This is a genomic window from Serinibacter arcticus (assembly GCF_004786095.1).
Classification (GTDB): Bacteria; Actinomycetota; Actinomycetes; order Actinomycetales; family Beutenbergiaceae; genus Litorihabitans; species Litorihabitans arcticus.
Window position 1 is genome coordinate 1048294 of sequence record NZ_RHPJ01000001.1, and the last position, 12654, is coordinate 1060947.

10 protein-coding genes are annotated in these 12654 nt (G+C 67.5%); 5 read left to right on the plus strand and 5 right to left on the minus strand.

What is annotated here, in order from left to right:
• Window positions 1-69 precede the first annotated feature (69 nt).
• The gene (locus SERN_RS04815; protein WP_135848907.1) at window positions 70-693 is read right to left on the minus strand and encodes a Fic family protein; all 624 of its coding nucleotides are present in this window, start codon (window positions 691-693) and stop codon (window positions 70-72) included.
• A gap of 320 nt (window positions 694-1013) precedes the next feature.
• The gene (locus SERN_RS04820; protein ID WP_135848908.1) at window positions 1014-1799 is read right to left on the minus strand and encodes a hypothetical protein; all 786 of its coding nucleotides are present in this window, start codon (window positions 1797-1799) and stop codon (window positions 1014-1016) included.
• Window position 1800: 1 nt separating this feature from the next.
• Here SERN_RS04820 and SERN_RS04825 point away from each other — a divergent pair, with 1 nt between their 5' ends.
• The 3 genes from SERN_RS04825 (at window position 1801) to SERN_RS04835 (ending at window position 6009) form a co-directional block, all read left to right on the plus strand.
• Entirely contained in the window at window positions 1801-2790 is a 990-nt protein-coding gene (locus SERN_RS04825) for a DUF4192 family protein (RefSeq protein WP_158292565.1), read from the plus strand.
• 730 nt (window positions 2791-3520) lie between these two features.
• A complete protein-coding gene (locus SERN_RS04830; RefSeq protein WP_233251461.1) occupies window positions 3521-5620 on the plus strand; it encodes a nucleoside hydrolase-like domain-containing protein in 2100 nt (699 codons plus the stop codon).
• A gap of 80 nt (window positions 5621-5700) precedes the next feature.
• Window positions 5701-6009: a hypothetical protein gene (locus tag SERN_RS04835; protein WP_135848910.1), complete on the plus strand. Its 309-nt coding sequence runs from the start codon at window positions 5701-5703 to the stop codon at window positions 6007-6009.
• Between the two features lie 570 nt (window positions 6010-6579).
• On the opposite strand, the gene SERN_RS04840 is transcribed toward SERN_RS04835, so the two are convergent.
• On the minus strand, window positions 6580-7356 hold the full coding sequence (locus SERN_RS04840; protein ID WP_135848911.1) for a DUF4184 family protein: 777 nt from the start codon (window positions 7354-7356) through the stop codon (window positions 6580-6582).
• Window positions 7357-7501: 145 nt separating this feature from the next.
• Window positions 7502-8155, minus strand: a complete 654-nt coding sequence (locus SERN_RS04845; protein ID WP_135848912.1) for an NAD(P)-dependent oxidoreductase — start codon at window positions 8153-8155, stop codon at window positions 7502-7504.
• A gap of 62 nt (window positions 8156-8217) precedes the next feature.
• Here SERN_RS04845 and SERN_RS04850 point away from each other — a divergent pair, with 62 nt between their 5' ends.
• A complete protein-coding gene (locus tag SERN_RS04850; RefSeq protein WP_135848913.1) occupies window positions 8218-8817 on the plus strand; it encodes a TetR/AcrR family transcriptional regulator in 600 nt (199 codons plus the stop codon).
• 726 nt (window positions 8818-9543) lie between these two features.
• On the opposite strand, the gene SERN_RS04855 is transcribed toward SERN_RS04850, so the two are convergent.
• Window positions 9544-10005, minus strand: a complete 462-nt coding sequence (locus SERN_RS04855; RefSeq protein ID WP_135848914.1) for an Lrp/AsnC family transcriptional regulator — start codon at window positions 10003-10005, stop codon at window positions 9544-9546.
• A 781-nt stretch (window positions 10006-10786) separates the two neighbouring features.
• Here SERN_RS04855 and SERN_RS04860 point away from each other — a divergent pair.
• Window positions 10787-12654, plus strand: a 1868-nt coding sequence (locus tag SERN_RS04860; protein WP_158292566.1) for a DUF7507 domain-containing protein, incomplete at its 3' end; no start/stop codon positions are given.

The following is a 12654-nucleotide window of genomic DNA, read 5'->3' on the forward strand; positions in this document are numbered from 1 at the left end:
GGCGGGTACCCGATCAGGCTCTGCCTGGAGGGCAAACGAGACCTGTCTGCTGACTGACGCTCCCCGGTCTCAGTCGATCAGGGTCAACCCAACTAGGGCTGCGAGCTCGGTGGAATCGCGGGTCTGGTCGTACTGGCGTAGCGCCTGGATGTAGGCGACCTTGTCGACTGCCCAATCGAAGACCGCGGGTAGGTCGTCGTCATCGCGGGCTGCGAGCAGGACGAGGTCGGCCAGGAGTCTGGTGGAACGCCCGTTGCCGTCCACAAACGGGTGGATACGTACGGCTTCTGCGTGGACTGCCATGGCCAGCTCGCGTGCGGTCCATGGGGTGTGCTGCCACCGCCACGCGAGGTTGCCCAGCGATGCGTGAAGTTCGATGGCTACCTGCTCCGGTGCGACGCCGATCGAGACCTCTCGCGTCCGCAAAGCCCCCGCCCACGTCCAGACGTTTTCGTACAGGCGGGCGTGCAGATCCCTCAGCGTCGCGGTGGTGAGCAGCTCTTCTACCGGCAGGTCTCCGTTACCCGCGGCCGGGGCGAGTGCGGCGCGGACCTCTTCTTCGTAGGCCTGCTCGATCTCGTACACGGCCGCCTTCGTGACCGGCTCCCCGAGCATATTCCGCACTGACGGCAGCAACGCGTCGAGCTCGTCAAAGCCCAAGGGCGTCTCGCCGTAGCCAGGCCCGAGTGTCACGCGCCGGGCGTCTTCGGCCTGACCGTGGTCTCGGTACGGGCCGGGTTGAGCTTGACGTAGCGTCCCGTGATCGCCGATCGCGGGCCCGCGACGATGCGGTTCTCAAGCGTCGCCGATGCTCTCGTCGACCGCTCGGCCGTCGAGGCTGCACCCCGAACCGTGACCTGGTATCTCTTGGCCATATCGTCCTCCTCTTGCTCGAACCGAGCCTAGCTGTCCTGGTCAAGAAGGTTGCTGGAGCGCGCGTTGCGGGTGCGCGACAACGTCAGACCAGTGCGTGCAGCAGCCTGCTGCACGAACTCACACCTCCGCCGGAGGTCCTACCGGGACGGCTCCACTTTGGCCGAGACGCTCGCGCGTGCTGTGCGGGCTGCTCCGCGGGCGGCCTTCCCGCGCACAGTCCGGACGGCGTCCGTGGCGGGCCTGGCTTGGCCGACATCGGCTCGTAGGACGCCGGCGGCTACCTCTTTGTCGACGCCTGACTGCTCGAGCTGGTCGGCGCGTTGCTGACGGCGTTCAGCGCTGTCGTAAGTGGCCTCGGCCTGAGCCTCCAGTCGCTCGGGCTCCGTCGCCGCCGCCGTCACCGTGGAAATCCTCTCGTGTGCCTGGTCGGCTCGGTCGGCTCGTGCAACGATCCGGTTGGCCTCGAGCTGCTCCCGCTGGGCGCTATTGCGTTCCTCGGAGGATTGGTAGCGGTCCGCGCTGGCTTGCTGCAGAAGCCCGTCGACCTGGCGGCCGTTGCTGTCGGTGCCGACGTCGGCGCCGTAGCGGGTCTTGACCTCTTCGCGCATCCGGTCGATCGCACGGGCGGCGGCCGGGTCCTCGCGCCAGGTGTGGGCGAGCTGCCAGGTCGCGACGACGTCCTCGCGGCTGGCCTTGTCCCACCACTGCGGGTCGCGCACGACGTCCAACTGGGCAACGGAGGCCTGCTGCTCGGCGCCGAAGCGCGTTTCGAGCTGTGCGCGTTCGCCGTCGGCGCGGGTCGTGTCCCGGCGGTGTGACTCCTCGCGCATCCGGGCGATCGTCTCTCCCGCGCGCGCCGCGGCGGTGAGTGCGACGTGCATGGTTTGGTCGAACGTCTCATCGACGCCGTCTGTCTCGCTCATGGTGCCCCCACTATCTATCGGCGCCGCCGTCAACTGGCAGGGCACCCCCGACCGCAACACCGACTACGCGACCAGCCTCGCCGCGGCCCTCGCAGACCCGCTCGAGCAGAGCCGAGCCACCGGCGCCCTCGTCATCGGATACGGCCCGGACGGGCCCGGCCGCGCCTACTCCCTCGCGCAGGAGCTGGACACCTACCTACCCGTGGCTCAGGTCATGACCGTCGACCTCAACCACCAGGCCGTGAGCATCTTGGACGAAGGCCGCTGGAGCGACCCCGAGCCCGTGGCCGATGCGACCGATTTCGCACTGCGGCTCGACCGCGTCGCCCCGGCCGCCGACCGTGACGCGATGATCCAGCGCTACGCGCCCCTGCCGCAGCCGACCTACTCCGTAGCGACCCCGGCGCAGCGGGCGGCCATCCAGGACACGCTGCCCTCGCAGCGAGTGGCCATGGTTGTGGAGCGCCTCGACGCGATCGCGGCGCCACGATCCGACGTCGGCCCCGGACCCCGCGCCGCGGCCGCGCACGCGATCGTCTCCGACAAGACCGTCCGCGACGGCGTCATCACGCAGAGCGTGGACCGGACCGACCGAACCGAAGCACTGCTCCAGCTCTACCGGGGCGCACCACAGGCCTACCGCGGCGACCTCGCCACCGTCGCCGGCGTCACCGACTACCTCACCAACCAAGGCTCAGCCTCAGCCACCGCGATCCTCGAGCACGCCGACCGCACCGGCCCCAACGCCGGCCTGGCCGAACTCACCCGGACAGCGATCGACGCCGGCGTACCGCCGGAGCGGATGAAGACCGACCCCGCCCGCATCCAAGCCGCCGTCGAACGCGCAGACGAGAACCACCGCGCCCAGCAGCGCCGCGCAGCGGGCTCTCCCACCAACCCGCGTGCGGCGGTCCAGCAGCCGCCCACGGGCACCGACGGTCCCCGCCGGCCACGGCCGGCAGCCGACACGGGCCCGGGCGTCTCTCGGTGATCTGAGTGCCCCCTGTCCACCTGTGGACGGCACGAGCTACATCCTCCGGGCTCGTCCCGACCACAGGGGGACAGCGGGACCCCACCTGACCACCCGCACACCGCTCGCGCTCTCACCCCGGCAACACCGGCCGACGGCTGCGTAAGCGCGACCCGTGCACGGCCTGGATGGTCTGTAGGTCCCCTCCCCCGCTGCCCGATCATCCCGCCCCAGACACCGCCATCAAGGGCGCTACGCGTCACACTGAGGCAGCTACGCCGCCCCCTCTGACAACGACGCCTGAGGCGAGGGAATCGGCAGTTATCGGGACGAAGGGGCAAAAAGGCTCGCGCTACGGCAAGCCGGCTCCCGGCGCGCTCGGACCTGAGCATGGAGCTGTGGACGATCGCTCTACGACCTCAACATCTCCGCGGAGCGAATATATATTCTTTATGGACTAGAAACGCAGGCCGGGTTACGCTCGCCCCGTCAGGACTCGTAGGGATCGGTGAAGCTCCCCCAGCTTTGCTGTGACCGGCCTGTCTTGAGTCTCCTGCGAAAGTAGACGAGACAGGCGTGGTCGGGCCGAATGCAAGTCGGCCCGACCACGCCACAAACGCTAGCGGCATCGATGCCGCTGGCAGAGCAATGACCTCTGTCTGCACATGGACGTGCACAGAGCCAACTGGAGGGAAGCTCGCCCGTGTCACTCTCATCCAAGGCAATCCGTCGTAGCGTTGCCGCGCTCGGCGTGGCGGCCATCGCACTGCCCCTGGCATGCGCCTCGGCAACCGCCGCACCGGTGGTCCCGCCGGCCGTGGCCGCGAACGCCGCCATCGACGTCAACACCGACGCCCCGCGCACGATCATCACCACCGACCCCGAGCTCGATGACCTCAACTCGATGCTCCGGGTCCTGCTCTACAGCAACGAGATCGACATCGTCGGCCTGGTCTACTCCGCCAGCCAGCACCACTGGATGGGCGACCCGGCCACCGGCCTGGCTCCCAAGCGCTGGCCCGAGATCAGCCCCGACACGATCTACCACATCGACCAGGCCATCAACGCCTACGAGAAGGTCCAGAGCAACCTCCGCGTCCACGACGCGCGCTACCCCACCGCCGAGTCGCTGCGCGACATGACGTACTGGGGCAACGTCAAGAACATCGGCGAGATGGCCGAGGACACCGACGGCTCGAACTTCATCAAGGAGATCCTGCTCGACGACGAGCCCGGCCAGGTCTTCCTCCAGGCCTGGGGCGGACCCAACACCATCGCCCGGGCCCTGAAGTCCATCGAGGACGAGTACAAGGGCACCCCGCAGTGGGACGCCATCTACGACAAGATCGTGGCCAAGACGGTCATCACGAGCTGGGGCCAGCAGGACACCACGTTCCGCGACTACATCAAGCCGAACTGGCCCGACATTCACAACCGTGAGGTCTCCACCTCGGTCTGGGGCTACGGCTCGCGTGGGGTCGTCCTGCCCGAGCACGCTGTTTACCACACCCCCGAGTGGACCGCGGCGAACGTCTCCACGGTCGGCCCCATGGGCGCGGAGTACCGCGTCTGGGGCGACGGCAAGCAGATGGCCGCCGGCTTCGACTCCGAGGACTACTTCGCCCTGTCGGGGTACACCGCCGACGAGCTCCGCGCCATGGGCTACGGCGTCTGGACTCCTCCGCAGGCCAAGGGCGGCTGGATCTCCGAGGGCGACTCCTCCAACTTCGCCCTCCTCATGGACAACGGCCTGACCAGCTGGGCCCACCCCTCCTGGGGCGGCTGGGGCGGCCGCCAGGCACCGAACGCCTCCGGCGACCCCCTGCAGTGGGCCAACCGCGGTGTGCGTGACATCGGCCCCGACGGCCAGCCCCGCAACGACTACGCCGCCGCGCGCTGGTTCGAGGACTTCCAGCTCGACTACGCAGCCCGCATGCAGTGGACCGTCACCGACGACTACGACGACGCCAACCACCAGCCCGACCTCACCGTCACCCAGGGCCTGGACCACACCGTCCGCGCCGGCCAGTCCGTGACGCTGTCAGGAACGGCCACCGACCCCGACGGTGACGACGTCGCGCTGAAGTGGTGGGACTACGCCGAGGCAGGCAGCTACCCTGGCGCCGCCGTGATCGCCCCCCAGACCGGCAGCTCGGCCACCCTCGAGGTGCCCGCCGACGCCGTCCCCGGCGAGACGATCCACCTCATCCTCGAGGGGACCGACAACGGCTCACCGGCGCTGACTCACTACCAGCGCGTCGTCCTGACCGTCGGCGAGCCCTTCACCGACGTCACCTGGGACAACCAGTTCTACAACGAGATCTCCTGGCTCTCGGCCGCGAACATCTCCACCGGCTGGGACAACGGTGACGGGACCCGCTCCTACCGCCCCCTGGCAAACATCAACCGTGACGCCATGGCCGCCTTCCTCTACCGCGAGGCCGGATCGCCCACCTACGTCGCACCCCGCGTCTCACCCTTCACCGACGTGAACACCGACAACCAGTTCTACAAGGAGATCTCCTGGCTCTCCACCCAGGGCATCACCACCGGCTGGGACAACGGTGACGGCACTTACTCCTTCCGCCCCCTGGAGCCCATCGCTCGCGACGCCATGGCCGCCTTCCTCTACCGCGAGGCGGGTAACCCGGCCTTCGAAGCGCCAGCAGCCTCACCGTTCGAGGACGTCACCCCGGCCACACAGTTCTACAAGGAGATCACCTGGATGCACGGCACAGGTATCGCCACCGGCTGGGAGGGCAACGACGGCCGGGACTACTACCGCCCGCTCGCCCCCGTCGCCCGTGACGCCATGGCCGCCTTCCTCTACCGCGCCACCAACCCCGCCTGACCTAGCACCTCCCTCGGCAATGGCAGCACGGCACCCCACCACCAGGTGGGGTGCCGTGCTGCTGACAGAAAGAACTCGCTATGACCAACTCAACCGATCCTGTCCTGATCACGAGGTGGCAACAGCAGCCCATCCGCGAGCAGATGCACCAACGATGGATCTACAAGGTCGCCAAGATGTACTACGTCGACCTCATGACCCAGAGCGAGATCGCGACACGCCTGCACATCACCCCAATCCGGGTTTCAAGGCTCATACAGGAGGGCAACGCGAGGAAGGCCGCCATGACCACCGTCACCCCGATCTACCCCGCCAGCGCACCCACGTCAGACCACCGGAGGCGTCCCCACCGCCTGCGCGCCCAACGCCAATCCGTTTCTCACACCTGACCCGGCGCCGTCCGCGTACGCCAGTCTTCCCACCTGACCAGCGCGGACCCGATGCAGCAGACACCAGACCTAGGCCGGCGGGCGATAGCCGATGGTCATTCGTGCATCACGTGGCTCGGAGGCCCTGGTGCCTCGGCGCTTGATGGGCTGGACCATCCCCACGGGGAGTCGGTTGCGGACGTAGGTTCGGTCCTTGTGTCTGGAGATGGTCGGTCGGATGTTCGACGGCGTTGGGACAGGGTGGGTCGTCCTTGGTGTGCGCATCAGTGGGTGGAGCGGCACCGCCGCGATGGCGTATCGACGCAGCAGTTGACCTGTCGGATGCGCGGAGCCACCTGGTGCCTGGGCGTTCCCGCGCCGATTCCTCGCGGGGGCCGGTGAGAACGACCGGGCAGGGAGGGGCCGGGCGCGAATGCTGAGGCTGATGCTGGGGCTACAGGGGACCAAGGAGTGAGAAGGCGGGAACACGGCTCCTCAGATGCCTCCTATCCCCGAGCTCATGACAACCATCGGGGACATCGGGACCTCCACTGATCTCGACCTCCCGCTGAGACGTCGCCCGTGTAACGGTCACGAGGGCCTGGGTCTCTCCTTGTCAGGTCGAGTGACCCACCAGACCAGCGAGAAGGCGACAACGGCGGTTGCGGCCCCGAGGCCGGCGCCGACGGCGGCACTGGCGAGCACATGCTCGACTCCCGAGGCAAGACCGTCTCGGACCACCACAACGGCAACTGCGCCAAGAATGGCGGCCGCGAGGCCAACAATCGCCGCACGCCGAGTCAGCCGTCGTCCCCCTCTGCTCGCGGGGAACCACTGCCCACGTCTACGCCACGAATAGACAGCAATCGCAGCCAGGCCAACAGCCGTGCTGAGGTGCTGCAGGAGCCGGGCCCAAGTGAGGGATCCGGCCGCGTGCTCGTTGAGGAACGCGACGTTCTGGACGACCCATCCCTCGCTGTGGGTGAAGGAGTCCCAGACCACGTGCGTCACCACGCCGACGATCAGCGACAGCACCATCCAGCCCCACCACGCTGGGACGCGAGCAGGCCTTCTCGGGGTCGGCCCCGTCAGCGCGATCAGCCACCTGAACGGTCGCACGCACGCGGTGATCGCCAGGTAGAGCAGCAGTGCCGTCGGTAGCGAGATCGTCGCCGCATCGGGCCAGTCGTGCGTCGTGGTGGCGTTCATGAACGGCTCCCACCACGACTGCGCGCTCACCGGTACCTGCAGGCCGCGCAAGAAGTAGGGAACGTCCGGCGCAAGCGCACCCGCGACCAGGGCCGCGGGCACCAGCGGTCCCCTCAGCAGAGGCAGCACCGCAGCAGGGTGGGCGAACGTCAGGGGCATGCAGACACCTCGAGAAGATGGAGGGGGGCCTCGCAGACCCCAGCGGGAGCCCTCCGCGACACCCGGGGCCGATTGATGCTAGACCTGCAGGACCGCGCCCGCGCTGCGCGCCGGGGACGAAGCACCGGCCTTGCCGAGCGCAAGATCAGCGTCCGCGCCGGTAGGCGCTGCCGTCGCACGAGTGCACAGCATCGTCGTCGAACAACAGCTGCAGGTTGTAGGCGGCACAGTCGACGAACGTCCCGATGCTGATCCAGGTCCTGGACCGCCGCAGGACACCCTTCGACACTCCGTCCGACCCGATGCCGGCACGGTGGGCGACCCAGGCGATGTCGTCCGCCTCGGAGCTCAGGTACCGCATCACGGCCTCGTTGTCGCGGTGCTGCCCGTCGTACCCGCGAGCGATGGTCGCCCGAACGAGCCGGAGCACGGGCATGAGCCGCTTCCCCGGAGCCACGCTCAACCCTCCCGCCTGGTAGAGCAGACGACGGGTCCCGCTGCGGCGCATTGCCGGTACGAGCTCGCGGACGAACTCCGTGTTGACGAGCCGTGCGCGCTGGGCGACGACGTCCCCCAGCATCACCACGACACCATCCACGCCGGCGAGGAGGGCGTCGAGATCGAGGGGCTCCGTGACGGAGCCCTGCACGACCTCGAGCGCGTCGTGCTCGATCGCCAGCTTGCCCGGTGTTCGGGCCACCGCTCGGACGCGGTGACCGACGTCGAGCGCGAGCCGTGTGAAGTGTCGTCCGGTCTGGCCGGTCGCACCGAACACCAGGAGGGTCTGAGATGGGGTCATGCCCCCAATGTAGGCAGCGCCTACTTAGTAGTCAATGCCTAGATCGAGGGTAGGCTGGCCTCGTGACCGAGCGTCCCTTCCACCACGGCAGCCTGCGTACCGCGCTCCTCGACGAGGCGATCCTGGTGCTGCGCGAGTCCGGGGTCCAGGGCCTGTCCCTGCGGGACCTCGCGCGGCGGGCTGGAGTGAGCCACGGAGCACCGAGAAGCCACTTCGTCGACCGACAGGCACTGCTGGACGCCCTGGCCGAGACGGGGTTCCGGCGCCTGACCTCCCACGTCGAGCTCGCACTGGCCGGTCAGGACGATGTTCGCCAGCGCTTCCTCCGGGTCGCACGCGCGTACGTCAACTTCGCGATCGACGACGCGGCCCTGATGGATCTGATGTTCCCGGCAACGCCTGCACCGCGACCGAGCGCGGTCGCTGATGCTGCGCACGACCTGTTCGCGACCCTCGACAACGCGATGGGTCCGCGCCACTCCGCCACGGACGAGGTGGCCCGCGAGAGCTTCGAGATGCTCTTCGCCGCCACGATGCAAGGGATCGCGACCCTGGTCGCATCCAACCGGATCGACCGGGCTCGCGGAGACCGCCTCGTCGACGAGGCGATGGAGATGATGCTCGGTTCGGCGCTGGCGACCAGAACCGTCGCCCCAGGCTGACACCCCGCGTCGACGTCAGCACGGTCCGGCGGCCGCGACGGGCGCCTCCGACCGCCTGACCTTTATGTGTCAACGGTCTCGACCTTCTCACCACAACGACCATCGGCGGCCCCAAGCTGATCTACACGACGGGGTCCACCAGCACACAGGACAGCCCGCAACCGAGGAGCGATAGTCGATCCCTATCCGTGCGCGTTCGGGCTTGGGCGAGCTGAGCTCCAAGGTGCCCCCTGTCCACCTGTGGACGGCACGAGCTACATCCTCCCGGGCTCGTCCCGACCACAGGGGACAGCGGGACCCCACCTGACCGCCCGCATACCGCTCGCGCCCTCACTCTCGCGACCTCGGCCAGCGGCTACATAAGCGCGACCGGTGCACGGCCTGGATGGTCCTGGGGTCCCCCTCCCCCGCTGCCCGATCATTTCGACCCAGCCACCGCCGCCAAGGGCGCTACGCGCACACGTGAGACGGCTACGCCGTCCCTCTGACAACGACGTCTGAGGCGAAGGGATCGGCAACTACCAGGCAAGGGGCAGACCGGCTCGAACTGCGCGACGCGACGCGCGGACGCGCACTCCACGCGCGTGGTTCGCCGGCGGACCGGACGACGTTCGAGATGCGGTCCCGAGCGGATCGGCGGGAGCCAGCGACACGTCCTTGCCAGCGGATCTCTCGCGATACTGGGAACGAGAGAGCGACCCAGGGGGCGTCATTCCGGCACAGGGGTCAAGGCGAAGGAATCGCAATCGCTCGAGCTGGTACGGGGACCCCAAGGATGAGCTCTGACCGTAGGGACGCAACTCGCGGAAGATCTGACAGCTGGAAGTCGTAGAGGATGTTGAAGCCGGCAGAATCACTGGTCATGACGCGCAAGACGTACTCGGGTCGTCCGCTGAGGCGGAGAACCTCGATCACCTCTGGTAGAAGGCTAGCCGCCTGTTCGAACTCCTCGAACCTGTCGACAGGCCCAGGCGCCAAAGCTACGAAGACGAGTGCGTGGAAAGTGAGCCCGACGCGCTCGGGATCGATAATGGCTCGGTAGCCAGCGATGTATCCCGCGTCCTCGAGGCGACGCAGCCTCCGGTGACACGTTGACAGGGTGGCCTTGGTGAGAGCCGCGAGGCCGGCAAGGGTGATGCGAGGGTTGCTCTGAACGGCGTTCAGGATTGCGGTGTCTACCTCGTCCATTGTGAGGTTACCTCCGGATGCGGGACCTAGCTTCTTAAGTCCCGCGGTTGGTTGAGCAATTACTCACGCAACGCGAACGCTGCCTGATGTCCTACGTTCGTAACGGGCTAGATTTTGGATGGGTAGGTTCGTAGCCGGGGTGGCTACGGATGGGTGCCACCCCGCGTTGGGCAACTGCTACACCGCTGCGGTGAGGCGCGGCGGGCGTGCCCCGATGAACGGCGATAGTACGAGCGCCACAGGGTGCGCCTCGAATCGCACCTTCGGGGTCGTCGGTCACCCCGAGGCCTGGAGGGCAGGCAAGAGCACGGCCCGGAGCGGGGCATCCACCGGTAGAGCTGCGGCACGCAGTCGACCGCTGGGGCACGGGCCGGTAGGCGGTGGCGCTGCACGGCCTCATTCAGAGAGGAGACGTGAGGGCAAGAAGAGAGTGGTCGCCAGGGCTTCACCCAGACACGGTAACAATTTTTGTTGCCTGCATTCCTGGAATTCCCAGAATCCCCCTCAGGTCTGGGAAATATTTCCGCTCAACGAGGTGGCAACGGAAACTTTTTTGCAACCAGCGCGCTGGCGCCCCGCTGCCTGTATCCTTGCCGCGTCCGGGGGCGGCTAAAGCGTCAAACTTCCGGAAAGCTACCGCCCACGCAATATCCGCGTGGGTGGCACGACTATCTGTGAGGTGTCCATGCAACCGTCGCTTTCCTCGGTGAAGGGTCAGGGTTTCCTGGCTTCAACCGCTCGAGGTTCGGCAGTACTCGCCATTGTCGCTCTAGTTGCGGCTATGTTTACCGCGTTTAGCGTTCTCCTACCCGTCCCTGCGGCGCAGGCGGCGCCGATCTGCGCACCCGGCAACATCACCGTAAATACCGGGTCTGCGACGCCGCAACTGATCCAGTACTCAGCGACGGGCTCGGTCGAATCAAGCGTGGCGGTCCCCCGTTCCTATACTGATATCGCCTACTCTAGCGACGGCCTCACTCTCTACGGCATCCTCCCTGGCGTACCATTTCTCTACACCATCGACCCAGCGACCGGCGTCGAAACTGCTAGGATCGCCATTACGGGAATGCCAGCAAGCGGCTACTTCCAGAACGCGCTGAGCGCACTGCCCGACGGCTCACTCCTCACTGGTGCAGCGCCCAACGGTCAGGCCACCTCACAGCAGATCTTCCGCATCGACCCGACCACAGGTGTTGCGACGCTGTTTGCAGCTTCGTTCCCCACCGGTTTCGGATCCGCTGGAGACTTCCTCACCCTCGCCGACGGCGACATCCTTGCCGTCGGCAACGGGCCAGGCGGCAACGCACTGTTCCGCATCGCCCCAGATGCCACGGTGACTCAGGTGGGTACCATCCCCGAGTCCTACGGCGCGGCGCAGAGCGGCGGTCGCATCTACCTGGCCGGCGCCAATGGCGACATCTACGAGATCGCGAGCGTTCCGACCGCTGCCTCCACCGCACCCGTCGCGACGACAACGATCGCCTCGACTGGCCTGCCCTTCTTCGGTGCCACATCGCAGCAGGACAGTGGCCTGTGCTCGGAACTGAACGTCACCAAGACTTCAAACCCCCCGGCCGGAACGCTGCTGACGTTCGGGCAGAGCGTCGAGTACACCCTCACCTTCTCCAATGCCAACGGGACCGCCCCCGCTGAGGTCGACCAGACCGACGATCTCTCGGGCGTCCTCGATGACGCGACCATCTCTTCGGCCCCTGCCGTTACCTCGGGAAGCCAGCTGACGCTCGATCCGATCGTCGATGACGCCTTCCGCATCAGTGGCGTCATCCCTGCAGGTGGTCAGTCGACGGTCACGTACACCGTCACCGTCGACAGCCCCGCCACCGGGGACCTCGCTCTCGGCAATTACGTCATTCCCACCGGAACCACGCCTCCCGCGACCTGCGAGGAGGGGAATGCGGCCTGCACCACGCACCCGATCGCCTCCCCAGCACTGACGATCCTCAAGACCGTCGATCCGGCCAACCAGGACTCCTACGGGGTCGGCCAGCAGGTGACCTACTCCTTCCTGGTCACCAACACCGGCAACGTCACCCTGAGCGACGTCGTCGTCAACGAGACCGACTTCAACGGCTCGGGCAACCTCAGCCCCGTGACCCCGGCCTCTGTCGCGACCCTGGCCCCCAGCCAGTCCACGACCTTCACCGCGACCTACACCCTCACCCAGGCCGATGTCGACCGTGGTAACACCACCAACACCGCCACCGCCACCGGCACCCCGCCCGCCGGCCCACCCGTGGACTCCCCGCCTTCAACCGTCAACCTCCCCTCACCCCCCACCCCGGCACTGACCGTGGTCAAGACCTCTGACACCGAACTCATCACCACCGCCGGTCAGGAGATCACCTACACCTTCGTGGTCACCAACACCGGCAACGTCACGATCACCGACGCCGCCCCGGTCGAGGTCGACTTCTCCGGAACCGGCGACCTGGGACCGATCACCCCAGCATCGGTGGACGTGCTCCTTCCGACGCAGCAGGCAGTGTTCACGGCGACCTACACCGTGACGCAGGCCGACGTGGACGCCGGCGAGGTCACCAACACCGCCACCGCCACCGGCACCCCCCCGCCGGGCACCGAACTGCCCCCGGTCCCGCCCTCCGACGTCACCATCCCCAGCGACCCCAC

What these genes read in the sequence shown, in the direction of transcription:
- SERN_RS04820 (WP_135848908.1), bottom strand. Translation starts at nt 1,799, where the DNA reads ATGAGCGAGACAGACGGCGTCGATGAGACGTTCGACCAAACCATGCAC.
- SERN_RS04835 (WP_135848910.1), top strand. Translation starts at nt 5,701, where the DNA reads ATGACCAACTCAACCGATCCTGTCCTGATCACGAGGTGGCAACAGCAG.
- SERN_RS04840 (WP_135848911.1), bottom strand. Translation starts at nt 7,356, where the DNA reads ATGCCCCTGACGTTCGCCCACCCTGCTGCGGTGCTGCCTCTGCTGAGG.
- SERN_RS04845 (WP_135848912.1), bottom strand. Translation starts at nt 8,155, where the DNA reads ATGACCCCATCTCAGACCCTCCTGGTGTTCGGTGCGACCGGCCAGACC.
- SERN_RS04855 (WP_135848914.1), bottom strand. Translation starts at nt 10,005, where the DNA reads ATGGACGAGGTAGACACCGCAATCCTGAACGCCGTTCAGAGCAACCCT.